22 protein-coding genes are annotated in these 22,390 nt (G+C 67.2%); 5 read left to right on the top strand and 17 right to left on the bottom strand.

The annotated features are described in order from the left end of the window. The first annotated feature begins 6 nt into the window (after positions 1-6). Entirely contained in the window at positions 7-420 is a 414-nt protein-coding gene (locus D3874_RS05180) for a helix-turn-helix transcriptional regulator (RefSeq protein ID WP_147385534.1), read from the top strand. A 3-nt stretch (positions 421-423) separates the two neighbouring features. Here the strand turns inward: D3874_RS05180 and D3874_RS05175 are convergent, their stop codons facing one another. The 8 genes from D3874_RS05175 to D3874_RS05145 form a co-directional block, all read right to left on the bottom strand. Further along, a complete protein-coding gene (locus D3874_RS05175; RefSeq protein ID WP_158595843.1) occupies positions 424-1,194 on the bottom strand; it encodes an enoyl-CoA hydratase/isomerase family protein in 771 nt (256 codons plus the stop codon). A gap of 40 nt (positions 1,195-1,234) precedes the next feature. Continuing rightward, positions 1,235-2,764: an AMP-binding protein gene (locus tag D3874_RS05170; RefSeq protein ID WP_119777126.1), complete on the bottom strand. Its 1,530-nt coding sequence runs from the start codon at positions 2,762-2,764 to the stop codon at positions 1,235-1,237. A 32-nt stretch (positions 2,765-2,796) separates the two neighbouring features. Continuing rightward, on the bottom strand, positions 2,797-4,950 hold the full coding sequence (locus D3874_RS05165) for a 3-hydroxyacyl-CoA dehydrogenase NAD-binding domain-containing protein (protein WP_119777125.1): 2,154 nt from the start codon (positions 4,948-4,950) through the stop codon (positions 2,797-2,799). 16 nt (positions 4,951-4,966) lie between these two features. Continuing rightward, the gene (locus D3874_RS05160; RefSeq protein WP_119777124.1) at positions 4,967-6,175 is read right to left on the bottom strand and encodes an acetyl-CoA C-acetyltransferase; all 1,209 of its coding nucleotides are present in this window, start codon (positions 6,173-6,175) and stop codon (positions 4,967-4,969) included. A 91-nt stretch (positions 6,176-6,266) separates the two neighbouring features. After that, positions 6,267-6,698: an acyl-CoA dehydrogenase family protein gene (locus D3874_RS29075; RefSeq protein ID WP_199698948.1), complete on the bottom strand. Its 432-nt coding sequence runs from the start codon at positions 6,696-6,698 to the stop codon at positions 6,267-6,269. Then, positions 6,695-7,414, bottom strand: coding sequence for an acyl-CoA dehydrogenase family protein (locus D3874_RS29070; protein ID WP_199698947.1), 720 nt, complete (start codon positions 7,412-7,414; stop codon positions 6,695-6,697). The genes D3874_RS29075 and D3874_RS29070 overlap by 4 nt, the downstream gene beginning before the upstream one ends. Before the next feature lie 127 nt (positions 7,415-7,541). After that, entirely contained in the window at positions 7,542-8,036 is a 495-nt protein-coding gene (locus D3874_RS05150) for an aromatic-ring-hydroxylating dioxygenase subunit beta (protein ID WP_199698946.1), read from the bottom strand. Beyond that, a complete protein-coding gene (locus D3874_RS05145; protein WP_119777123.1) occupies positions 8,033-9,319 on the bottom strand; it encodes an aromatic ring-hydroxylating oxygenase subunit alpha in 1,287 nt (428 codons plus the stop codon). The genes D3874_RS05150 and D3874_RS05145 overlap by 4 nt, the downstream gene beginning before the upstream one ends. Positions 9,320-9,566: 247 nt before the next feature. Between D3874_RS05145 and D3874_RS05140 the strand changes: the two genes are divergently transcribed. Then, positions 9,567-10,160 (top strand): TetR/AcrR family transcriptional regulator, encoded by a 594-nt coding sequence (locus tag D3874_RS05140; protein WP_119777122.1) that lies wholly within the window; start codon positions 9,567-9,569, stop codon positions 10,158-10,160. 89 nt (positions 10,161-10,249) lie between these two features. Beyond that, positions 10,250-11,026, top strand: coding sequence for an enoyl-CoA hydratase-related protein (locus D3874_RS05135; protein WP_233559842.1), 777 nt, complete (start codon positions 10,250-10,252; stop codon positions 11,024-11,026). A gap of 7 nt (positions 11,027-11,033) precedes the next feature. Here D3874_RS05135 and D3874_RS29990 read toward each other — a convergent pair whose 3' ends face one another. From D3874_RS29990 to D3874_RS05100, 8 genes are read right to left on the bottom strand one after another with little or no spacing between them, the layout of a single operon-like run. After that, on the bottom strand, positions 11,034-11,444 hold the full coding sequence (locus D3874_RS29990) for a 3-hydroxyacyl-CoA dehydrogenase family protein (RefSeq protein WP_233559841.1): 411 nt from the start codon (positions 11,442-11,444) through the stop codon (positions 11,034-11,036). Further along, the gene (locus tag D3874_RS05130; RefSeq protein ID WP_233559840.1) at positions 11,408-12,550 is read right to left on the bottom strand and encodes a 3-hydroxyacyl-CoA dehydrogenase NAD-binding domain-containing protein; all 1,143 of its coding nucleotides are present in this window, start codon (positions 12,548-12,550) and stop codon (positions 11,408-11,410) included. Before D3874_RS05130 ends, D3874_RS29990 begins: the two co-directional genes overlap by 37 nt. Positions 12,551-12,560: 10 nt before the next feature. Beyond that, on the bottom strand, positions 12,561-13,340 hold the full coding sequence (locus D3874_RS05125) for an enoyl-CoA hydratase/isomerase family protein (RefSeq protein ID WP_119777120.1): 780 nt from the start codon (positions 13,338-13,340) through the stop codon (positions 12,561-12,563). Positions 13,341-13,343: 3 nt separating this feature from the next. Further along, the gene (locus D3874_RS05120; protein WP_119777119.1) at positions 13,344-14,546 is read right to left on the bottom strand and encodes an acetyl-CoA acetyltransferase; all 1,203 of its coding nucleotides are present in this window, start codon (positions 14,544-14,546) and stop codon (positions 13,344-13,346) included. 3 nt (positions 14,547-14,549) lie between these two features. Next, the gene (locus tag D3874_RS05115) at positions 14,550-16,037 is read right to left on the bottom strand and encodes a 3-oxoacyl-[acyl-carrier-protein] synthase III C-terminal domain-containing protein (protein WP_119777118.1); all 1,488 of its coding nucleotides are present in this window, start codon (positions 16,035-16,037) and stop codon (positions 14,550-14,552) included. Between the two features lie 2 nt (positions 16,038-16,039). Next, the gene (locus D3874_RS05110; protein WP_119777117.1) at positions 16,040-16,957 is read right to left on the bottom strand and encodes an alpha/beta hydrolase; all 918 of its coding nucleotides are present in this window, start codon (positions 16,955-16,957) and stop codon (positions 16,040-16,042) included. Between the two features lie 6 nt (positions 16,958-16,963). Continuing rightward, positions 16,964-17,698, bottom strand: a complete 735-nt coding sequence (locus D3874_RS05105) for an SDR family NAD(P)-dependent oxidoreductase (protein ID WP_119777116.1) — start codon at positions 17,696-17,698, stop codon at positions 16,964-16,966. 1 nt (position 17,699) lies between these two features. Continuing rightward, entirely contained in the window at positions 17,700-18,530 is an 831-nt protein-coding gene (locus D3874_RS05100) for an enoyl-CoA hydratase/isomerase family protein (protein WP_119777115.1), read from the bottom strand. 239 nt (positions 18,531-18,769) lie between these two features. Here D3874_RS05100 and D3874_RS05095 point away from each other — a divergent pair, with 239 nt between their 5' ends. After that, on the top strand, positions 18,770-20,101 hold the full coding sequence (locus D3874_RS05095; RefSeq protein ID WP_119777114.1) for a phytoene desaturase family protein: 1,332 nt from the start codon (positions 18,770-18,772) through the stop codon (positions 20,099-20,101). Between the two features lie 43 nt (positions 20,102-20,144). Next, a complete protein-coding gene (locus tag D3874_RS05090) occupies positions 20,145-21,701 on the top strand; it encodes an acyl-CoA dehydrogenase family protein (protein WP_119777113.1) in 1,557 nt (518 codons plus the stop codon). A gap of 453 nt (positions 21,702-22,154) precedes the next feature. Here the strand turns inward: D3874_RS05090 and D3874_RS28395 are convergent, their stop codons facing one another. Then, a complete protein-coding gene (locus D3874_RS28395; RefSeq protein ID WP_158595842.1) occupies positions 22,155-22,298 on the bottom strand; it encodes a hypothetical protein in 144 nt (47 codons plus the stop codon). Between the last annotated feature and the right edge of the window lie 92 nt (positions 22,299-22,390).

The raw sequence follows: 22,390 nt of genomic DNA, 5'->3' as shown, positions 1-22,390 counted from the left end.
ATCGCTGTGGAACGCGATCGAACGGGCGGCCCCGAAGGCATGCGCCAGTGCTTCATCGACAATGCGGTGGTCCTGCGGCCGCTGGCACCCGCCCTGATCGATCATGCCCAGCGCCTTCAAGGCAGTATCGATCCCGCCTGCATCGCCGTGGTGGAAGCCATGTCTACCGTCTGGGGCGTATCCTTTGCGGTTGCCGAACCTGCCAGGGAGGAAGATGGCCCGGTCGACCCGCTCACGCCGGTGGAGATCAGGGTTCTTACCTTCGCGGCTAGCGGGCTGAAGAATGCCGATATCGCGGCACAGATGCTGATCGCCGTGCCGACCATCAAATGGCACCTGCATAATATCTTCAACAAATGGGAGGTGAAGACGCGCACGGCCGCCATTGCCAAGGCTCGGGCGAACGGCATGCTGGCCTGATGCTCAGGTGCCCGTGAACACAGGGCGCCGCTTTTCGAACAAGGCACTCACGCCTTCCCTGAAGTCGGCGCTGGCGGCGGCGCGGTCCTGAAGCTTGGCCTCCTGCGCGATCCCGGCGCGAAGCGTGTTCAGGTGGGCGGCGCGGAAGGTCTGCTTGGTCAGGCTCAGGGCCAGCGGGGCCCGTTCGGCCAGGCGGCCGGCCCATTCGATGGCTTCCGCCGCCACGCCATCCGGCGCGGCGAGCCTGTTGGCCAGGCCCAGTTCGACACAGCGCGCCGCCGGAATGCGTTCCGCCTCGATCGCGAGCTGATAGGCCCGGTGGTAGCCGAGCTGGCGGACAAGAAGCACCGAGAGCCCGCCATCCGGCAGCAGGCCGATGGTCGAGAACACCGAGCAGAGATAGGCGTCCGCGCCCATGACGACCAGGTCGCAAGCAAGCGCGAAGGCGACGCCGACACCAGTCGCCAGGCCGTTGACGGCAGCGATGACCGGCTTGTTCATCGTCGTGATCATCTCGATCAGGCCGCCGTATTCGACATTCACCAGGTCTTCGATCGTCTTGTGCTCGTGGGCCTCGCGCAGATCTGTGCCGGAACAGAAGGCCCGGCCCGCGCCGGTGAGAACCACGACCCGGACATCCTTGTCATGGGAGGCGCGCATCAGGGCGGTGGTCAGTTCCCGGCGCAGGGCCTGATCCATCGAATTGAGCGCGTCCGGCCGGTTCAGCGTGATGACGGCGACGCCTTCGGGCCGCTGGTCATAGAGGACGTTCATCGGGCAACTCCAGTTTGTGGTGGCCGGCATGGCCCGCGGGCTAGGTGCCGGTCGCAAGGCCGGCGTTCTGCCATTCCTCGCGCAGGCGGAACTTCAGCACCTTGCCCGACGCATTGCGCGGCAGGGCGCCCAGGATGGTGATGGACTTGGGCTGCTTGTAGCGGGCAATCCGCCCCGCCACGAAGGCGAGCAATTCCGCCTCGGTCACGCTTTCCCCGGCCCGCGGCACCACCGCGGCCCGCACGGATTCGCCCCAGCGCGCATCCGGCACGCCGAAGACGGCGACCTCCACCAGTGCCGGGTGTTCGATCAGCACCCGCTCGACCTCGGCCGGATAGACGTTTTCGCCGCCGGTGATGATCAGGTCCTTGATGCGGTCGCGGATGAACAGGAAGCCCCGTTCGTCGACCGAGCCGGCATCGCCTGTGCGCAGCCAGCCGTCGCGGAATGTCTCCCTGGTCGCCTCGGGCCGCTTCCAGTAGCGGGGCATCAGCCAGGGTGCCTTCACGGTTACCTCGCCCAGTTCGCCCGCCGGCACTTCGCGCCCGTCGGCATCGGCGATGCGCACGGCGCAACCGGGCAGCGGCCGACCGCACGAGGCCAGCAACGCGCTGTCGGCGTGATCCGCCGGGCGCAGCGCCGTGATGATATTGGTCTCGCTCATGCCATAGCATTGGGTGAAGCCGACGCCGCCCGTCATCTTAAGCGCGCGCACCAGCAGGGGCTCGGGGATGGACGATGCCCCGTAGTAGATCCGCTCCAGGCTGCCAAGGTCCGCGCCGGCCCGCCCCTGGGCATCGACCAGCATCTGTATGACGGTGGGCACGACCATCAAGGCGGCGATCCGCCGGGCCTCGATTGTTTTGAGCGCGGCCGCCGCATCGACATCCCGCTGCAGAACGATGCCGATGCCATGGGCCAGGGCAAAGGTCGCGAGATCGAAGCCGGCCAGGTGGAACAGCGGGACGAGGACCAGCATCTCCTTGCCCGCCGCCGGCAGGCCGACGTGCCGCCCGAAGGCTTCGGTGATGGCACAATAGGCGATATCCGTGTGGCAGACGCCCTTGGGCCTTCCCGTCGTCCCGCTGGTGTAAAGCTGGACGATTTCGGCCTCGCCGCCCCGCCGAATGTCCGGGTCGCCCTCGCCGACGTCGCCGAGCCAGGCCTCCAACCCGTCAGCCACATCGACCAAAACCAAGTGCGGCAGACGCTCGACGAGCCCGGCCGCCAAGGCGAGGTGGTCGGGCCCGACGAAGACGATGCCGGCATCGCCGTCCTCCAGGGTGAAGGCAACCTCGTCCATCACAAGCCGGAAATTGATGGGCAGCGCCACGCCGCCTGCCTTCAGGATACCGCCGATCAGCGCCGGGTAGACCAGGCTGTTCTTGTCCAGGATCGCGACCCGGGCACCGGGCACGACACCATCCCGGATCAAGGCCCGGGCGATGCGGTTGGACAGGCGATCCAATGCCCCGAAAGTCAGGACCGCGTCACCCATGGTGACAGCCGGCCGATCGGCCCAGGACGGATCCTGCAAGCGATAGACGTCGGACAGACTCGACAATGTCATCGGCAACGCTCCCTGTACCTTCTTGCCGTTGTTCAGGCGACGCGGCGTGTCATCTCCGCCGATTGCAGCCTGGCTTCGATGCCGGCAGGCGGCAGGAAGCGGTCGCCATACTGGTCCGCAAGTTGACGGGCGCGGGCGAGGAAAGCCTCGATGCCATAGGAGGTTACGTACTGGAACACGCCGCCAGTGTGGACCGGGAAACCGAAAGCCAGGATCGAGCCGATGTTGCCGTCGCGCAGGCTGGTGACCACGCCCTCGTCCAGGCATTTCAGCGCCTCGATCACCATGCGGAACATCAGGCGGTCCTGGATGTCGGCATGGGGCATCGGCTTGTCGCCGCCGAACAGTTCGCGCAGGCCCGGCCAGATCCGCTTGGTGCCATCGGGCAGATAGTCGTAGAACCCCGCCCCGTCCAGCCGCCCGGGGCGGCCCTTGTCGCACATCAGGGCGCAAAGCTCGCCGCAGACGCCAAAGCTTTTGGCATAGTCGTCGCCCAGTTGGGCATCCAATTCCTGGTTCGTGCGCTGCGCCCGCAGCAGCATGCTCATCATCACCTCGTCCTGGACCGAGAGCGGGCCGACCGGCATGCCGGCCTGCTTTGCCAGGTTCTCGATCAGGATCGGGGCAACACCTTCCTTCAAGAGGATATCACCCTCGTCGGCAAAGACGCTGAAGACCCGGGAGGTATAAAAGCCCCGGCTGTCGCGGACGACGATCGGTGTCTTGCGGATCTGCTGCACCAGGTCGTAGGCGCGGGCAAGGCAGGCATCGCTGGTCGCCTTGCCGCTGATGATCTCGACGATGTTCATCTTGTCGACGGGCGAGAAGAAGTGCAGGCCGATGAAATTCTCCGGCCGGGCGACACCTTGCGCCAGCAGGGCGATCGGCAGGGTGGAGGTATTGGTGGCGACCACCGCATCGGCCCCCAGCACCGCCTCGGCCTCGCGCAGGACCGACTGCTTCAGCGCGACATCCTCGAACACCGCCTCGATGACCATGTCGCAGCCGGCCATGTCGGCAATGTCGGTGGTGGTCTGGATCAGGGCCAGGGTCTCGTCCAGGGCGGCCTGGGTCATCGCGCCCTTGGCGACACGCTTGCCCAGGATCTCGGCGGTATAGGCCTTGCCCTTCTCCACCGCTTCCAGGGTTACGTCCCGCAGCACGACCCCGATGCCGACGCTTGCGGCGGCAAAGGCGATGCCGCGCCCCATCATGCCGGCCCCCAGCACGCCGATGCGGGCAACCTTCGACTTGGCGGGACCCTGGGGCCGGCTGGCGCCGCCGTTGATCTCGTTCATCTGGAAGAACATGCTGGTGATCAGGTTCTCGGTCACCGGGTTCATCAGCAGGTCCAGGAAGTTCCGCGTCTCCACCGCCATGGCAGCGTCGAAACCGATCTGCGTCGATTCCGCCGCGGTCGCCAGGATCCGCTCGGCCGCCGGCAGCAGGCCGCGGGTCTTCTTGAAGACCATGGACGGAAAGACCGAAAGCATGGGCGCGTTGTCGCCCGAGAACATCGAGCCGCCGGGAATGGCGTAACCCTTACGCTCCCAGGGCTGGACCGCCTCCGGCCCGGCCGCGATCCAGGCGCGGGCCCGGGCGATCAGCTCCGCCTGGTCGCCGGCCAGTTCGTCGAGCAGGCCCTGCTTCAGGGCTTCGCGCGGATCGATGCGGCGCCCCTCGGTCAGCAGCGGCAGGGCCTTCATCAGGCCCAGCAGGCGCACGCTGCGCACGACACCGCCCGCCCCCGGCAGGATGCCGAGGGTGACTTCGGGGAAGGCGAACTGGATCTTGCGATCGTCGATGGCAATCCGGTGGTGACAGGCGAGCGCCAGTTCCAACCCGCCGCCCAGCGCGGAACCGTTGATCGCCGCGACCACCGGCCGCCCAAAACTCTCCAGCCGGCGCAGCCGGGCCTTCAGGCCATCGAAGAACTGCCTGGCGGGCTGATAGCCTTCGTGGCGCAGTGCCAGCAACCGCTCGACATCGCCGCCGGCGACGAAGCTCGACTTCGCCGAGGTGACGATGATCCCCTTGAGCTTCTCCTTGTCGGCCTCGAGGCGGGCCAGGATCTCGTCCATCGCCGCGGAGAAGTCGTCGTTCATGACATTGACCGGCCGGCCGGCCATGTCGAAGGTCACCGTGACGATACCGTCGTCGCCGAGGTCATAGAGTGCATCGCGCATGATCGATCCTTATCCTTCAGACGCGCTCGACGATGGCGGCAATACCCATGCCGCCGCCGACACAAAGGGTGCACAGGCCGCGTTTCAGCTTGCGGCGCTCCAACTCGTCGAGGACGGTGCCGATCAGCATGCCGCCGGTCGCCGCGATCGGATGGCCAAGGGCGATGGCGCCGCCGTTCACGTTCACCTTGTCTTCCGGCACCTTCAGGTCGGCCATGAAACGCAGCACGACCGAGGCGAAGGCTTCGTTCACCTCGAACAGGTCGATGTCGTCCAGGGTGAGGCCGGCCTTGGCCAGCACCTTGCGGGTGGCCGGCGCCGGCCCGGTCAGCATGATGGTCCGCTCGGTCGAGACCACGGCGGTCGCGATGATGCGGCCGCGCGGATCCTTGCCCATCGCCTTGCCCGCCGCCGCGGAGCCGATCAGCACCACGCTTGCACCATCCACCACGCCCGAGGAATTGCCGGCGGTATGCACATGGTCGATCCGGTCTATTTCGGGGTAGCGGGCGATGGCGACCGCATCCATGCCCATCTCGCCCATGCGCGCGAACGAGGGCTTGAGCGCCGCCAAGCCTGCCATGGTGGTGTTCGGCTTGATGAATTCATCGCGGGCCAGGATGGCGTCGCCGAAGCGGTCGCGCACCGCGACCACGCTGCGGTCGAAGCGGCCGGCCTGCTGCGCCGCCGTCGCCCGCTGCTGGGACCGCAGGGCAAAGGCATCGATCGCCTCGCGATCATAGCCGCCCAGGGTGGCGATCAAGTCCGCCGCGACACCTTGCGAGACATAGCCGGTCGCCCCCATCAGTTCGGGGTCCAGGGCATAGGCGCCGCCGGCGGCCCCCATGGGGACGCGCGACATGGATTCGACACCGCCCGCAACCACCAGATCCTCCATGCCGCTCGCCACCTTGGCGAAGCCGACATTCACCGCCTCGAGGCCCGAGGCGCAGAAGCGGTCGAGCTGGAAACCGGGAACGCTGTCGTTCCAGCCGGCCATCAGCGCCGCGGCCTTGCCGATGGCCGCGCCTTGTTCACCGGTCGCCGAAGCACAGCCCATCACCACATCCTCGACCAGCGCGGTGTCCAGGTCGTGGCGTTCGCGCAGCACGTTCAGGAGATCCGCCAGCAGGCGGACAGGCTTCACCGAATGCAGCCCGCCATCCTGCTTGCCCTTGCCGCGCGGCGTTCGTATCGCGTCATAGATATAGGCTGTCGATGCCATGTCGCTGTTCCTTGCCAATCCATACCCGCACTGTGCCGGCCCTTGCGCACGCCATCCCCGACTTTGGTCGGGCCTGCGGGTGCCGGCCCGGTCAAAGCGAGCGGCTGATCAGTTCCTTCATGATCTCGTTGGTGCCGCCGTAGATGCGTTCGATGCGGCCGTCGGCATACAGGCGCCCGATGGGGTAATCCATCATGTAGCCATAGCCGCCGAAGAGCTGGAGGCAGCGGTCCACCACTTCGCCCTGCTTGTCGGTCAGCCAGTACTTGGCCATCGACAGCAGTTCGGTATCGGCCGTGCCGGCCAGCGCGCGCTGGAGCACATGGTCGGCGAGAAGCCGGCTCACCAGGGCATCCGTCTTGATTTCGGCAAGCTCGAAGCGCGTGTTCTGGAACTCGACGAGTTTCTTGCCGAAAGCTTCCCGTTCCCTGGTGTAGTCCAGCGTCAGGTCGTAGGCGTATTCGATGTTGGCGGCGCTGGCGAGGGCGACCATGGCCCGTTCGTAGGGCAACTGGTCCATCATCTGATAGAAACCTCGCCCCTCGACCCCGCCGAGCAGAGCCTCCTCCGGCACCTCGCAATCGTCGAAGAACAGTTCGCAGGTGTCGGAATAGTGCAGGCCCACCTTGTCCAGCCGCTGCCCCACGCGAAAGCCCGGCGTCTTGGTGTCGAAGAGGAAAAGCGACATCCCCGGGCCTTTTCCTTGGGATCGGTCTTCAGCGCGACCACGAGAAGATCGGCGGTCGAGCCGTTGGTGATGAAGGTCTTGGAACCGTTGATGAGATAGCCGCCCTGGCAGCGGACCGCCTTGGTGCGGGCATTCTGCAGGTCGGAACCGCCGCCCGGTTCCGTCATCGCCATGCCGGCGACCAGTTCGCCGGAGCAAAGCCCGGGCAGCCAGCGCGCTTTCTGCGCGGGCGTGCCATAGGCTTCGAGATAATGGGCGGCAATCACGTGGATCGAGCGGCACGCGCGAAAGCAATTGCCGCCGCCGCGGACCAGGTCCATCGAAATGACCGCCTCGTGCGAGATGTCGCCGCCGATGCCGCCCTCGTCCGCCGAGACATCGGTGCACAGAAGGCCCAGTTCACCAGCCTTCAGCCACAGCCGGCGATCGATATATCCCTGTGCGGACCAGGATTTGATGTTGGGCGTGATCTCGTCCGCGATGAAGCGCGCCACCGTCGCACTGAGGGACTCAAGTTCGGCGTTTATCCAGGGGCGGGGCGGAAAGGGCATCGAAGTCTCCGGGTTCCGGGGCATCGCGGCCCCTCTCCCCCTTGCTCGTAGACCAAGGGCGCCGCGCCGCCCCAAACCTAAGACGGGGGCCGGGCCGCAACCTCATTCGCCCCTTCGATCGAGACCGTCAGACAAGGAAAGCCATGTTGTAGAGCGGTGTCGCGTTATTCACGAAGACGACCTTCTTCAAGGCCATCCTGAAATCTCCCGCGACACGGCGCAGCACGTACTGGTTTCGCGACGCCCACAGCGTCTCGCCCTTGTAGTTCGACTCATAGATCAGGGCGTTGCAGCCCACGGTCACGCTATCGCTGCCGGTCTCCAGGATCTCGATGTTGGAAACCAGGCGCCGCAATTCCGACTTCGGCATCTGGCTGTAACGCCGCCCGGTCATGAGCTGGCGCACGCGCAGGCCGATGCGGGAGCGATTGTCGTAGAGGATCGACATCTCGAGATCCGGGTCGGTGCCCTCGCCATTGGCCGGCACCCAATAGACGCCGTCGTCCGCCCACAGCGCCTCCCAGTCTTCGTAACGATGCTCGTCCTGCAACCGGGCTTCGCGATAGATGAACTGGGTCACGTCCTGCAGCAGGGCGACATCGGTCGCGGCCGTCGCCATCATGCCGCCTCCACCAGGGAGCGATAGTGGCGCCAGATGCCGCGCGTCGTCGTCTCGTCGGTTGCATTGCCCACCAGGAAGCCCTGCTCGTCCAGCCGCTCGCGGTGGCGCCCGCGGCCGATGAAGAGCCATTCCGGGTTGGAGAGGCCGACGCCGATCTGCGTGCCTTCGTACATGACCGCATCATCGGCCAGGAGGAAGCCCGCCGGGCCGACCGAGCCCATGGTCTGCTGGCGCAGGCGGCGGTTGATCTCGGGCGCGCCCTTGAACTGCAGCGCGGTCACATGCTGCACGGTTTCGTCCACCGCCAGGGGCTGGATCGAGAAGACCTGGATCTCCGCGATGAAAAGATTGGGGTAGATCATGATGTGCGGCACGCCGTCGATCATGATTTCGCGTGCCTTTTCCTCGCCGTAAGCCTCGTTCATCTGGCTCACGTACTGGGGCAGGCGTGCGGCCGTGGTGCCGAACCAGCTCAGCGGCTCCCCGCGCTTGCGGAATTCGGGCCGCAGGTCGATTTCGGTGTGGCCGTTGCCGAGGTAGCGGGCAAGCGATTGGGAAGCATCGCCGTAAAGCTCGGTGATGCGGCTGCCCGAGACCTGGAAGATCGAGGAATGCACGAAGCCGGGGTGATAGCCGTCGGTTTCGTTTTCGACCACGAATTTCCAGTTGGCCTTCACCTTGTGCTTGAGGAAGCCGCAGGTCAGTTCCACCTCCCCGCTGGGGGAATTGGCACAGACCGCGTCGAGCGCGTCCTTGGCGGCGCCCAGATGCTCGTCAAGGCTCGGCCCCGCCGCCGCCAGCGAGGCGAACACGAAGCCCTTGTACGAGGCGACGCGCGCCACCCGGCCCAGGCCGAGGGTCGAGCGGTCGACCTTGTCGTAGCCCGCCGGGAAAGGCATGCCGCGCATCCCGCCGTCGGCGTTGAAGGTCCAGCCATGGTAGGGGCAGGTGAAGCTGCGCGCAGTGCCCTTCTGGGACACGCAGACGTGATTGCCCCGGTGCGGGCAGCGGTTGTGCAGCAGGATGATTTCGCCATCCCGCCCCCGGCTCATGATCACGGGTTCTGGCCCGATCGACTTCATCACATAGTCGAAGGGCTTCGGTACCTCGCTCTCGTGCCCGACATAGACCCAGGTGCGGCGCCAGATCCGCTCCAGCTCGATCTCGAAGATCGCCGGATCGGTATAGAGCGCGCCATGGACCCGGTCCTCGCGGATCAGGTCGCCCCAGTCGATGCCCTTGTCCGCTGACACCGATCGACGGGCTGAAACGTGGCTTTGCATCTGCTCCTCCGGTTGGATGCGACGCGCGCACCGGTTCTTCTCGCAAGAGGATTTTTTAATAGACCGACGGGTCGGTCTATGTCAATGGAGTCAATCAAGACGGTCGCGCCTGCACCCTCAAGGGCTTGGCAGGCCTTTACAAATCGGCCCGGTTCATGCGAGAGGCTTGGCTATGGGAACAGGGTCAAAACCCACGCCGGACCATGATGCTTCGGCCCCGCGCAGCGGAGGACGCCCGAGGTAAGTCATGCCGCGCATTCGAGCCGACGACTACGACGCCAAATACAAGACCATCCTCGACAACGCGGCCGCGCTGTTTGCCGATGTCGGCTATCCCAATGCCAAGATGCTCGACATCGCCAGGGTCTGCGGCGCGACCAAATCGATGCTCTACCATTACTTCGCGACCAAGGACGACCTGCTGTTCGCCTTGTTGAGCGAGCACTTGGAACGCCTGATCGCCGACATCGAAAACGCCCTGGAAGCGGCGGAACCGGCCGGGGACCGCTTCACCCACTTCGTCGAACTCTATGTGCAGAAGTCGGCACAGTCGCGCCAGCGCCACGTCAGCGCCATGAACGACGTGAAGTTCCTGCCGCCTGAAATGCAGCAGCAGATCCGCGCCCTCGAGGCGCAGGCGGTCGGCCTGGTCGCCGCGATCCTGCGCGGCGTGAAGCCGGGCCTCGCGGACAATCTCTACAAGCCCTATGCCCTGCTGCTGCTCGGCATGCTGAACTGGACCGACCTCTGGTATGATCCAAACGGTTACATGCCGCCGGCGGAACTGCGCGACCGCATAGCCAGGCTGTTCCTCGACGGTTTCCTGGCCCAGCCGGGCTGACGGGCTTGCACCCCTGGGGCACGCGGTCTATTCATATTTAATAGACCGACACGTCAGTCTATTAAATGCCCCTAGCGATGGACCCGATCATGCTTATCGTCAAGACCGCGCCGGAAGAAGGCGTCGCCCTCCTGCGTCTGAACCGGCCGGAAGCGCGCAACGCGCTGAACCTGGAACTGAGGCGGGCGCTGGCGGCCGCCTTCGACGACCTGGCCGAGGATCCCGCCGTGCGCGTGGTGGTGGTCACCGGCAATGCGGAAGCCTTCGCGGCCGGGGCGGACATCGCCATGCTGGCATCCCTCTCCCCGCGCGGTGTCGAGCAATTGGGCCTGCACCGCCTGTGGCGCAGCATCGCCGATTTCCCCAAGCCGGTCGTCGCGGCCGTCAACGGTTTCGCCCTGGGCGGAGGCTGTGAACTTGCCATGCACGCCGACCTGATCGTGGCGGGCGAGGGGGCGAAATTCGGCCAGCCGGAATTGAAGGTCGGCATCATTCCGGGCGCCGGCGGGACCCAGCGCCTGGTCCGCCTCATCGGCCGGACCAAGGCGATGCGGCTTTTGCTGTCAGGCGAGATGATCTCGGGCCGGGAAGCCTTCGACTGGGGCCTGGCCAGCGATCTGGTCGAGGACGAGGCCGTGGTGCCCACGGCGCTGCAAATCGCCGGGCGCATCGCCGCCCTACCGGCATCGGCCTGCGCCTTGGTCAAGGAACTGGTCCAGACCGCCGCGGACCTGCCGATGGAGGCGGCCCTGGCCCTGGAGCGCAAGAGTTTCTGGCTGACCTTCGACACGCCCGACCAGCGCGAAGGCATGACCGCCTTCCTGGAGAAGCGGCGGCCCCGCTTCAACGGCGGCGAGACCGCCTGAGGAATCGTTACCGCCCGGCCTCGGGCGTCAGCAGGGACAGGCCCAGGCCCGCCCGCCGGACCAGCCAGGGGCTGGGGCGGTAGCGCGGGTCCCCCGTTGCCGCCTGCATCGCCCGCAGGATGGCCAGGATCCGCGCGCCACCGATCCTGTCGCCCCAGGACAGGGGGCCGTGGGGATAGCCCAGCCCCAGCTTCACCGCATCCTCGATATCGGGAACCGAGGCGATGCCGCGCTGGGCGATGCCGGCGGCGATATTGACGATCGTCGCCAGCACCCGCTGGACGACAAAGCCGGGGCTGTCGCCGATCACGCTGACGCCGGCGCCGTCCGCGGCCAGCAGGGCATGGGCGGCATCGCGGGCCGGCGCGCCGGTCACCGCCGTCAGCATGAGGGTGCGGTGCCGGTCGAGCCCCGGCAACGGATCCACCGCGACACAGCGGGCGGCATCCAGCCCCCGGCCAGCGCCGCGCCGGTCGCATCCAGGCCCCAGGGCTGAATCAGTAGCAGCGCCGCATCCCGCGGCCTAGCCACCAGTTCGCAACCAGCGCCGGCCACCAGGGTAGCCAACGCTTCCCGGTCATCGGCGTCGGGGTCGATCCAGACAGTGATCCCCGTGGGCACGACCGGTACCACCGGCCGGGATGGTAGCAGCGGCTTGCCATCCTCGTAGCGATACCAGCCCTCGCCGGTCTTGCGGCCGTAGAGACCGCCTGCGATGCGCGGCGGCACCAGGGAGGACGGGCGATAGCGCGGCTCCTGCTGGAATTGTTCATAGATCGAGGCCATGACCTTGCCCGACACATCGAGGCCGGTCAGGTCCATCAATTCGAACGGTCCCATGCGGAAGCCCGCCGCCTCCCGCAGGATCAGGTCGACCGTTGCCGGGCTTGCCGCCTGCTCCTCGACGATGCGCAAGCCCTCGGTGTAGAGGCCGCGCCCGGCATGATTGACCAGGAAGCCCGGCTGGTCGGCCGCCACCACTGCCCGGTGGCCGGTGCCGGCGACCAGGTCGCAAAGCCGCGTCACCACCGCTGGCGCGGTGCGCACGGCGGCAATGACCTCGACCACCTTCATCAGGGGCACGGGATTGAAGAAATGCAGCCCGGCCACGCGGGCCGGCACGGCACAGCCGGCGGCGATTTCCGAAACGGTCAGGGACGATGTGTTGCTCGCCAGGACGGCATCGGGCGAGACCACGGCCTCGAGCGCGTGGAACAGCGCGCGCTTGGCCCCCAGATCCTCGACGATCGCCTCGATCACGACATCGCAGGCCCCAAGCGCCGCCAGCGCCGGCGCCGCCATCATGCGCGCGACCGCGTCGCGCCGGGCATCCTCGCTCAGCCGCCCCTTGCGCACCAGAAGGTCCAGCGTATCGGCGACACCCGCCACCGCCGCCTCGGCCGCACCCGCGACGGCATCGACGGCGATCACCCGATGGCCGGCCTGGGCGAAGAGCTGAACGATGCCGCGCCCCATGGTGCCGGCGCCGACCACACCGATGGTCAGGGAAGACGGAATGGTCATGATCTCTCACTCACAGATGGGAAAAATCGGGCGTTCGCCTGGCCAGGAACGCCTCGTAGCCTTCATTGAATTCGGCCCCGGTCAAGCAGCGGGCCTGGTCGTCCGCCTCGCGCGCCAGTTCGTCGGACAGGGTGGCGCTCGGCATCTCCAGCCGCCGGTTCATGCGCAGCAGGGCATCCCGTGGCAACTGGGCAAGGGCCGAGGCCCGCTCGATCGCCCGCGTCATCACTTGGCCGTCCGCCGTCACTTCATCGGCCAGGCCGATGCGGAAGGCCTCGGCGCCATCAACCGGCCCGCCCCCGATCAGCAGGCGCCGCGCGGCCGGCAGGCCCACCCGCCGCGGCAGGGTCAAAAGCTGGCCCCAGTCCGGGGTCAGGCCCAGCCGCAGGAAGGGGAAGAGAATGCGCGTCCCCTCCCCCACGACGATCTCGTCGCCTAGCAGCGCCAAGCCGATGGCGCCGCCGGCGCCAATCCCCTCGACGGCGCTGACGATCGCCAGCGATGCCTCGGCGATCTGCCGGCACAGGCCATGAATATGCGCCATCCGCGCCCGCGCGCCGGCCTCGTCCAGCCCCTTCATGCTGGGCAGGTCGCCGCCCGCCGAAAAGACCCCCGCGACCCCGCCCAGCACCAGCGCCCGGATGTCCGGGTCGCCGGCCAAGGCCGAAAGGGCGGCCGCCATCTGCTGGCGGACGGCATGGTCGATGGCGTTCCTCTTGTCCGGCCGGTTGATCAGCAGCCGGGCGACATGAGCCGCCGGCCGGTCCACCAGAATGACGGGGTCAGCCAAGGCTCAGACCCCCTCGAGCCCGACGATCGAGACCGAGCAGATGTTCTGCGACGGCTGGCCGCCCAGATTGTGGGTCAGCCCGATGCGCGGATCGACCAATTGCCGCGTACCTGCCCGGCCCAGAAGCTGGAGATACATCTCATAGAGCATGCGGATGCCGCTGGCCCCGATCGGATGGCCGAAGCACTTGAGACCGCCGTCGATCTGGCAGGGCACCGCGCCATCGGCGTCGAACACGCCGTCCAGCACGTCGCGCACCGCCTGACCCGGCTCGGACAGGCCGAGATCCTCCATGGTTACCAGTTCGGTGATCGAGAAGCAGTCGTGCACCTCGGTCATGCTGATGTCCTTGCGCGGGTTGGCGATCCCCGCCTCGGCATAGGCCCGGCGGGCCGCCACGCGCGCCGTGTGGACATAGCTGCCGTCCCATTCGTTGGCCTGCATCTCCCAGCCGTTGGAGGCGACGACCTGCAAGGCCTTGAAGGTGACGAGATCGCTCTTGCCGAGCGCCCGCGCCAGATCGGGCCGGGTGACGATCACCGCCGCCGCCCCGTCCGAGACGCCGCAGCAATCGAACAGGCCCAGCGGTTCGGCGACGATCGGCGCCTTCAGCACCTGGTCCTCGGTGATCGTGTTGCGCAGATGGGCCTTGGGGTTGCGGGCGCCGTTGGCGTGGCTCTTGACCGAAACATGGGCGATTGCACGCTTCAGCAGCGCCGCGTCGACGCCGTGCCTGGTTCGATAGGCGCTGGCCAGTTGCGCGAAATTCGCCGGCGCCACCGCGTTGGGATACCATTGCGGGATATAGGTGCCCACGGTCGCCACCGGCAGGCCGCCATAGCCCGTGTCCTTCAGCTTCTCGACCCCGACCGCCAGCGCGATGTCGCAGGCCCCGGCGGCGACGGCATAGACCGCGGCCCGGATCGCCTCGGACCCGCCGGCGCAGAAATTCTCGACCCGGGTCACGCCGATGTCCGGCAGGCGCAGCGCGATCGACAGCGGCGTGCCGCCGCGCCCGGTCCCCACATCGTCCATGTGGGTCGAGAACCAGGCGGCGTCGATCTGTTCCGCAGCGATGCCGGCATCGGCCAGGGCCTCGACATAGGCCTCGACCATCAGGTCCTCGGGGCTCGCGTCCCAGCGCTCGCCGAACTTGCTGCACCCCATGCCGAGGATGGCGACACGGTCCTTGATGCCTTTAGCCATGATTCACTCCGCCGCCTGCTGTTCCAGGGCCTGGCCGGGGCGCACCGGCACCGCCTTCCAGAAATACCGGGTGTAACCCCGAAGATCGTCGATGTCCTTGATGCGGAAAACCATCTCCACCTTGGTGCCCGCCTCGATATCGCCTTTGGCGACATCGGTGAATTCCATGAGGATGCGGCCGCCGCCGTCGAAATCGACCTGGCCATAGGTGTGCGGCGGGGCGCGGTGGAAGGAGAGGTACTCCGCCGACCAGCTCAGCACCGTGCCCTGGCGTTCCGCCATCTTGTAGGGCACCTGGGTGTCCTGCAGGGGCTGGCCCTGGCCCTGGCCATGAGCGAAGCGGGACGGCGGGAAGTGAACCCGCCCCGTCTCCTGGCAGCGCCCGCCGACCAGGCCCAGGATGGCCGCGCGGTGGCGATAGGCCGTGGTCAGCGCGGTCTTGCGGTCCTGTTCGCCGCGCATGCCGCGTTCCAGCGCCAGTTGCCCCTTGAAGGACAGGAACTTGGTATAGTTCCGCTCGGCCACCCCGCGCGCCAGCCAGGCCGAAACCCCCTTGGCCGGCCGGAACGACGCGATCTCTTCGGTCACGCGGAACACCACGGCCTGGGCCCCGCTGCCGAACTGCGCAGCGACGATCACCTGCCCCGGCTTCGCACTTTCAAGGACATGGGCCAGCAGCAGCAGGGCATGGCCGGTTCCGGTATCCCCGATCCGGTCCAGCAGGGCATCCACCACCGCCTCGGTCGGGATGCCGCAGCGGTTCGCCACCTGCTCGTCCATCTTCTTGAAGCTGGAGGGAAAGATGAAATGGTCGACATCGCCGGCGGCGACGCCCGCCTGGGCCAGCGCCGCGGCGACAGCCTGCGGCACCAGCTTCGAGATGCCCTCGTCGCGGATCCAGCGCTCCTCCCAGGCATAGTCGGTCTCCCGCCCGGCCTGGCGGAAATGATCGACGAAATCGACCGTCACCGTGCCGGCGCCCAGGAACGATGCCAGCACCTTGTCGCCGCCGACCAGCAGGGCGCCGGCACCATCGCCATAGTCCAGTTCCTGCCCGCTGGCGGCCTGGGCCTTGCGGTTGTCGGCACCGATGACCAGGACCTTGCCGCCATCCGCCCTGGCCCGCACCAGGCCCTGGATGAGGGCGGAGAGGCCGGCCCGCTGCGAACCGCCGAATTCGAGGGCATCGGTTGCCGGGGCCAGGGTCAGGGCCTCGCAGAGCACGCCCGCATTCAATCTTTCGGTGAAAGGCAGGGTGCAGGAGGCCAGGAACACGGCCGCGACATGGCCGCGATCCTCCGCCGTGCCCAGGCAGTCGCGCGCCGCCGCCACGGCCATGGTGAGACTGTCCTCATCCCAATTGGCCATGGCCCGGCTGCCCCTGGCCTTGCCCGAGAGATTGGGGGCATACCAGGCATTCGCCTCCGCGACCGCGCGGCGGTCGAGCCTCAGGCGCGGGATGTAACCGCCGTATTCAACGATGCCAACCATGCTCAATCCTCATCAAGGGAACGCCGGGCAAAACGCGGCGCCAGGAAATCGCCGATCGCCGCGATGGCGGCGCGGGCCTGGGCAAGATCGCGGGGAAACTGCTGAAAGACGTGGATCATGTCGGGATAGACCTGGAGTTCCACCGCCACGCCCGCATCGCGTGCCCTGGCCGCGAAATCTTCCGAGTCGCTGAGCACGGTTTCCCGGTCGCCGACCTGGATCAGCAGGGGCGGCAGGCCGCGAAGATCGCCGAACAGGGGCGAGGCCAGGGGATCCGTCGGGTCTCCCCCCGTCCCCAGGTAGTTCGCCGCCATCGCCAGGATCATCGGTTGCTGGTGGATGGGATCCGCCTCGCGGCGGGTCTCGTAGCTGGCGCCGGCGGCGGTCAGGTCGGTCCAGACCGACATCACCGCCGCGGCCGCAGGCAGCGGGCGGCCGGCATCGCGCAGGCGCAGCAGCGTTGAAAGCACCAGACCGCCCCCGGCGGAATCCCCCGCCAGCGCCACCTGGGCCGGTGAAAAGCCCTGCGCCAACAGCCAGTCGTAAGCCGCCGCCGCGTCGAGCAGCGGTGCTGGAAAGCGGTGCTCCGGGGCGAGGCGGTAGTTCACGCCGAGCACGCGGCAACCAGCCGCCGCCGAAATAGACGCCATCAATTCCAGGTGCGAGCGGATTGACCCGACCTGAAATCCCCCGCCATGGAAATAGAGAATGGCGCGGTCGGCGTGCGCGCCGGGGGCGCCGATCCAGGCTGCCTCCAGCGTGCCGATCCGCACCGGCTCGACCGATACGCCGTCCGGCATGTAGCCGAACAATTCGTCCCAGTCCGCCCGCATCTGGGCAATGGGCGTCGACCGGCGCCAACGGCTGTAGACGGCTTTCACCCTCGCCGTCACCACATCGATGGGTCGCTGTTCAGACATTCCGCCTCACCCGCAGCCCATGCCGCCGGAAACGCCGATGGCCTCGCCGGTAATGAAACCCGCCTCCTCGCTCGCCAGGAACCCGACCGCCGCCGCGATCTCCGCCGGCGTGCCCAGGCGGCCGAGCAGGGTGGCCCCGGTCATCGCCCCCAGCAGTTTCTCGCCCCCCGCCGCAACGGCCGCGCGCAGCAGGGGCGTATCCACCGGCCCGGGCAGCACGACATTCGCCGTAATTCCCTTGGGTCCATTTTCCCGCGCGATCGAACGGGTGAAGGCGATCACGCCGCCCTTCGCGGCGGCATAGACCGCGCCGCCCTTGGAGCCGAGGCGCCCGGCCTCCGAGGCGATGTTGACGATGCGGCCGAAGCCCCTCTCCTGCATGGCCGGCAGGGCTGCGTGGGTGGTTGCGAAGACCGAGAGCAGATTGACCGCCACCAGGGCCTGCCATTCGGCCGGCGTCGTCTTCGTGAAGAAGGCATGCTGGTCCCTGCCCGCATTGTTGACCAGGATGTCGAAGGGCCCGGTTTCGGCGATGACCGCAGCCACCCGTTCGATGTCGGTCACGTCAAGCGGCGCTGCGAGGCCGCCGATCGCCCCGGCAACGGCGCGGGCCGCCGCCTCGTCGATGTCGGCGACGACCACATCCACGCCAAGGGCCGCGAGGTGGTGGCAGATCGCCTCGCCGATCCCCTTGCCGCCGCCGGTCACGAAGGCCCGGCGCCCCTTGGCGTACCGCGTCATGTCACTGCCCCAGGAAGCGCGGCGCACGCTTCTCGATGACGGCGCGCAGGCCCTCGCGCGCGTCCGCGAGGCCGGACAGATAGGCCTGGGTGGCATTTTCGATCGGCATCACCGCCTCCACCCCCTGGCCGATGCCGCTCCACATCAGGCGTTTCGTCGCCGCCTGGGCCGCCGGTGCGCCGCGGGCCAGGCGCCGGGCAAGCGCCAGCGCCTCGTCAAGCAGCCGGTCATCGGCGACCACGCGGTTGATCAGGCCCATCTGCCGGGCCTCTTCGGCGGTCAAAGGCTCGTTCAGCAGCACGATTTCCATCGCCCGGCGAAAGCCGACGATCTGGCTCAGGCTGGCGGTGACACCGGCATCGGGCACCATGGCGACGCGGGTGGCACCCGCCATGAACCTGGCGCTTTCCGCCGCCACCACGAGATCGGCCGAACAGACAAGCCCCATGCCGCCGCCACCCGCCGCATAGCCATGAACCGCGGCAACCACCGGCACCTCGAGGTGGATCAGCAGGCCCGCCACGCTCTGCAGCAGGGCGGTCGCCACCCGGATGAAGGCGGGCAAACCCTCCCCCTGTTCCAGGAAGACGTGAACATCCCCGCCGGCACAGAAATTCCGCCCCTCGCCCGTCACCAGCAGGGCTCGGATGCGGCTGTCGCCGTGGACCTGCAGGAGGACCGCTTCGAGCGCCCTCAGCATGTCGATGTTCAGGCCATTGGCGGCATCGGGCCGGTTCAGCGTCATATGGGCGACGCCATCGGCATCGAGGCGCAGCAGAACCAGGCCACGGTCCACGATCGAAACAGATTGAGCGTCGGTCTTGCCGTCCATGGCGCCTCTCCCTGGCCTATTTCCTCTGGTCGACATATTAATAGACCGTCGCGTCGGTTTATGTCAAACCATGCTCACCTTGCTTAGAGGCTCCAGGCGCCCCAGGGCAGCCCCCGACCAAAGTTCGGCCTGGGCGATCAGGGAACTGCGAGGAAGAGACGCGAAGACACAAGCATGGGCGGCAAGGTCTTTATCCGCGCCGTCCCTGCTTTCCCATCCTTAAGCCGCGCGAGGACGACATGATCAACCCTGAATGCCCTCCCTACGATGCCATGGTGATCGGCGCAGGCGCAGGGGGCCTGAGCGCGGCAGCCCGCCTGGTCGCAGCCGGGCGCAGGACACTCCTGATCGAGGGCCTGAACCGCCTGGGCGGCCGCGCGGCCAGCGAGAGTATCGAGGGCTTCACCGTCAACCTCGGCGCAATCGCAATCGAGAAGGGCAGCACCTTCGAGGAAACCTTCAATCTCGTGGGTGTCCCGCTCGACATCCGCGAGCCCAGCCCCGCCACCGTCTTCAGCATCGACGGCAAGATCGTCAACGTCGCCAAGGGCGGCTGGGGCATGCTGCTGGGCGGCCTGACCAGGCAGGCGGCGAAGATCGGCGCGAAATTCGCCGATGCCCGCGCGGGCGACCTGCCGGAAGCCAAGCTCAGCACCAAGGAATGGCTGTCGAAGTACACGAAGAATCCGACGGTACACGGGCTGTTCCGCAATCTTTGTGCCGCGATTTTCGCGGCCAACGCCGACGAACTGCCGGCCCGCGCCTTCCTCGTCTATTTCGCCCAGAAAGGAGCCTTCAAGCGCTTCGGCTTCTGCCCGCGCGGCACCATGGGCCTTTGGAACGACCTGGGCGACGGCATCCGGCGCCATGGCGGCGAGATCTGGCTGGAAACCCGGGCCAAGGGCCTGCGGATCGAAGGCGGCCAGGTGACCGCGGTCGAGGTCGAACGCGGCGGCGAAACCCTGGTGGTTCCGACCCGCAGCGTGATCTGCAACATGGGGCCCCGCGCCTCGCTCGAGCTTGACGGAATCGAGGCTTTCGGCCCGGCCTATGCCCGGCAGGCGCGCGATCTGCCCCGGCCGGCCGCCAACATCGTCATCAATTTCGCTACCCGCGAGCCTATCGTCGATGTTCCCGGCCTCGTTACGTTCAGCAGCACCCGCCGCCTCTGCAACATCGCCGAGATGACCGCCATGTGCCCCGAGATGGCACCGCCCGGCTGGCACCTCCATGTCGCCTATGCCGTGCCCATTCCAGCACTCGGCGATTTCGACGAGAAGGCCGAAATCGAGGCCTCGCTGCAGGAGCTGTGCGAACAGTTCCCTGGCTTCGCCCAGGCCCGGCTGCTCTCCATCCGCGTGATGCGCGACGGCTGGCCGGCCCAGCGCTCCTGCGCCGGCTACGACCTGCCGCAGGAGACCCCTATCCCCAACTTCTGGCACGTCGGGGATGCGGTGAAGAGCTATGGCGATGGTGGCACGCAGGCCTGCGCCGAAACCGGCAAGATCGCTGCGGCCCTTGCCGGCCACTGGCTCGACGGTGCCGCGGTGCGGTCGCGCGCCGCCCTCTAACACAGTCGCCAGGACCCGACGGCTATCCAAGAAAGCCCAGGCCATGCACAATCAACCTGCCCCTCTTCCTGATCACAATGTCTTCGAGATCAATCTGCCGCTGCGCGAGGCGGTGGCGCGCGAAGGGGCCTCCTGGGCGGCCGATCGCCTTGCCGGGATCGGTGCGGTCGCCGGCGGCCGGGAGGCTCGCGACCATGCCGCCCGCAGCGACCGCCACCCGCCGGTGCTGCATCGCTACGACGGCCAGGGAAACCGCATCGACCGCGTCGAACGGGACCCCTCATGGCATTGGCTGGTCGACCAGACCGTGGCTTTCGACCTTCACGGGATCACCACCCGCCCCGGCCTGCCGCCCGCCCATGCCGCACGCGCCGCCATGGTCCTCGCCTGGGGCGAACTCAGCCTGCCGACGATCTGCCCCGTCTCCGCCAATTACGCGATGGTGCCGGCGCTTGCCCCTTCGCCGGCGCTGCAGCAGGCCTGGATCGGCCCGCTCACCGCGACTACGCCCCAACTCCGGTTCGCCGCCGCCTCGATGACGGAGCGCCAGGGCGGCTCGGATATCCGGGGCACCGAAACCCGGGCCGAGCGGCAGTTGGACGGCACCTATCTGCTGACCGGCCGCAAGTGGTTCGTCACCTGCCCCTGGGCGGATGTCCTGCTGGTTCTCGCCAGGGCACCGGAAGGGCTTACCTGCTTTCTCGCGGAGTCCCGCCACCCCGGCTACAGGATCGAGCGGCTGAAGCACAAGCTGGGCTGGCATGGCCTGGGCGTGGGCGAAGTGGAGCTTCAGGCCCTTCCCGCCGTTCGCGTCGGCGACGAGGGCCGGGGCGTGGGCACCATCATGCGCATGATTTCCTTCACGCGCCTCGACGTGATGCTGGAGAATGCCGCCGTGCTCAGGGCCGGCGTCGTCACGGCTGTGCACCATGCCCGCCAGCGCCTGGTGCTGGGAAAAAAGCTCACCGATCATTCCCTGATGCGCAATGTCCTGGCCGATCTCGCGCTCGAGTCCGAGGCGGCGACAATGGCGGCCATGCGCATCGCCCGCAGTTACGACCAGCCCGGCTCGAAATTCGCGCGGGTGGCGCTTACCCTGATGAAATACTGGTTGTCCAAGCGCGCCGCCCCGCATGCGGCCGAGGCGCTGGAATGTCTGGGCGGCAATGGCTATGTCGAGGCATCAGGCATGCCCAGGCTGCTGCGCGATTCGGTCGTCGGCTCGGTCTGGGAGGGCTCCGGCAACGTGGCGGCGCTGGATGTGCTGCGCGCGGTACGGACGGAACCCGAAGCGCTCGACGAGCTTGTCAGCGAATGCCGTACCGCCCAAGGCGGCAACCGCCGCCTGGATCACTGGATGGATACTACCCTGGCCCATCTCGCGGCCTGGACCGCCAGCGAAGATCCCGAATGGGACGCCCGCATCATGGTGGAACGCCTGGCCCTGATGCTGGAAGGCGCCCTGATGGTAAAGTTCAGCCCCAACACCGTCGCGGACGCCTTTTGCGCCGCACGGCTCGGCGATCGCTCTCTGGCATATGGCGGCCTGCCGCGCGGTGCTTCCTGCGGCGAGATACTGGAACGGGCTTTGCCAAGCTGACCACCGAGTAGTGGTGCGGACGCAAAAAAGCCGCAGCACCGGCGTTACGCCTGATGTTGCGGCTTGTTTGGTTGCGGGGGCCTGCAACCAACGAGACTGCAACTTATCGCGCGGTGTCCGGCTCTCTTTTACATGAGTTAAGCCTCTGGCTCCGAATGAGGGCCACGAAGGCGATATATACTTTTTAAATCAATGCGTTGACCGCCACACCCTCAACGGACTCGTCACACGGGTTCCCGACACAGCCCAAAAACTCCCGCGTCGATGCCCGCTCGGATTTCAGTTGATTGACAGGCGCCACGGGGTCGGCCTTGCCGATCGCCAGTCCGCAAAATAAGCAGGTGCTCGGCAGGACTTTCGACGTGCTGTGAATCGGCGTCGGCATTTTCCCCTATCGGCGTCGGATTGCCCCCATGGCAACGAAGAAAAGTCAACGAAACAAAGGCCTTGCGGTCAATACCACCACCGATAAGGGGTCATTCCAGGGCGCCAATTCACAATCAGGCGTTCGGCGGCGAAGCCGATCATGTCGCGCATGAAGTTCACACCAGAGCCCCCCTCCAAAGGCGTGCGAAGGGCGATGGTGTCGTCGGTCATCGTGGTGGTCCTCGGGTCAGTGTTGCGTCTCGCAACCCAACCCACAGCCGCCACGGTGACCACCGCTATGGATAAGTAGCCCGCCGCCGCCA

The organism is Oleomonas cavernae (assembly GCF_003590945.1).
Taxonomy (GTDB): Bacteria; Pseudomonadota; Alphaproteobacteria; order Zavarziniales; family Zavarziniaceae; genus Zavarzinia; species Zavarzinia cavernae.
This window is presented reverse-complemented; position numbering and strand designations above follow the sequence as displayed.

What these genes read in the sequence shown, in the direction of transcription:
- D3874_RS05175 (WP_158595843.1), bottom strand. Translation starts at nt 1,194, where the DNA reads ATGAACGTCCTCTATGACCAGCGGCCCGAAGGCGTCGCCGTCATCACG.
- D3874_RS05170 (WP_119777126.1), bottom strand. Translation starts at nt 2,764, where the DNA reads ATGACATTGTCGAGTCTGTCCGACGTCTATCGCTTGCAGGATCCGTCC.
- D3874_RS05165 (WP_119777125.1), bottom strand. Translation starts at nt 4,950, where the DNA reads ATGCGCGATGCACTCTATGACCTCGGCGACGACGGTATCGTCACGGTG.
- D3874_RS05160 (WP_119777124.1), bottom strand. Translation starts at nt 6,175, where the DNA reads ATGGCATCGACAGCCTATATCTATGACGCGATACGAACGCCGCGCGGC.
- D3874_RS29075 (WP_199698948.1), bottom strand. Translation starts at nt 6,698, where the DNA reads ATGATGGACCAGTTGCCCTACGAACGGGCCATGGTCGCCCTCGCCAGC.
- D3874_RS29070 (WP_199698947.1), bottom strand. Translation starts at nt 7,414, where the DNA reads ATGCCCTTTCCGCCCCGCCCCTGGATAAACGCCGAACTTGAGTCCCTC.
- D3874_RS05150 (WP_199698946.1), bottom strand. Translation starts at nt 8,036, where the DNA reads ATGATGGCGACGGCCGCGACCGATGTCGCCCTGCTGCAGGACGTGACC.
- D3874_RS05145 (WP_119777123.1), bottom strand. Translation starts at nt 9,319, where the DNA reads ATGCAAAGCCACGTTTCAGCCCGTCGATCGGTGTCAGCGGACAAGGGC.
- D3874_RS05140 (WP_119777122.1), top strand. Translation starts at nt 9,567, where the DNA reads ATGCCGCGCATTCGAGCCGACGACTACGACGCCAAATACAAGACCATC.
- D3874_RS05135 (WP_233559842.1), top strand. Translation starts at nt 10,250, where the DNA reads ATGCTTATCGTCAAGACCGCGCCGGAAGAAGGCGTCGCCCTCCTGCGT.
- D3874_RS05130 (WP_233559840.1), bottom strand. Translation starts at nt 12,550, where the DNA reads ATGACCATTCCGTCTTCCCTGACCATCGGTGTGGTCGGCGCCGGCACC.
- D3874_RS05120 (WP_119777119.1), bottom strand. Translation starts at nt 14,546, where the DNA reads ATGGCTAAAGGCATCAAGGACCGTGTCGCCATCCTCGGCATGGGGTGC.
- D3874_RS05115 (WP_119777118.1), bottom strand. Translation starts at nt 16,037, where the DNA reads ATGGTTGGCATCGTTGAATACGGCGGTTACATCCCGCGCCTGAGGCTC.
- D3874_RS05110 (WP_119777117.1), bottom strand. Translation starts at nt 16,957, where the DNA reads ATGTCTGAACAGCGACCCATCGATGTGGTGACGGCGAGGGTGAAAGCC.
- D3874_RS05105 (WP_119777116.1), bottom strand. Translation starts at nt 17,698, where the DNA reads ATGACGCGGTACGCCAAGGGGCGCCGGGCCTTCGTGACCGGCGGCGGC.
- D3874_RS05100 (WP_119777115.1), bottom strand. Translation starts at nt 18,530, where the DNA reads ATGGACGGCAAGACCGACGCTCAATCTGTTTCGATCGTGGACCGTGGC.
- D3874_RS05095 (WP_119777114.1), top strand. Translation starts at nt 18,770, where the DNA reads ATGATCAACCCTGAATGCCCTCCCTACGATGCCATGGTGATCGGCGCA.
- D3874_RS05090 (WP_119777113.1), top strand. Translation starts at nt 20,145, where the DNA reads ATGCACAATCAACCTGCCCCTCTTCCTGATCACAATGTCTTCGAGATC.
- D3874_RS28395 (WP_158595842.1), bottom strand. Translation starts at nt 22,298, where the DNA reads ATGACCGACGACACCATCGCCCTTCGCACGCCTTTGGAGGGGGGCTCT.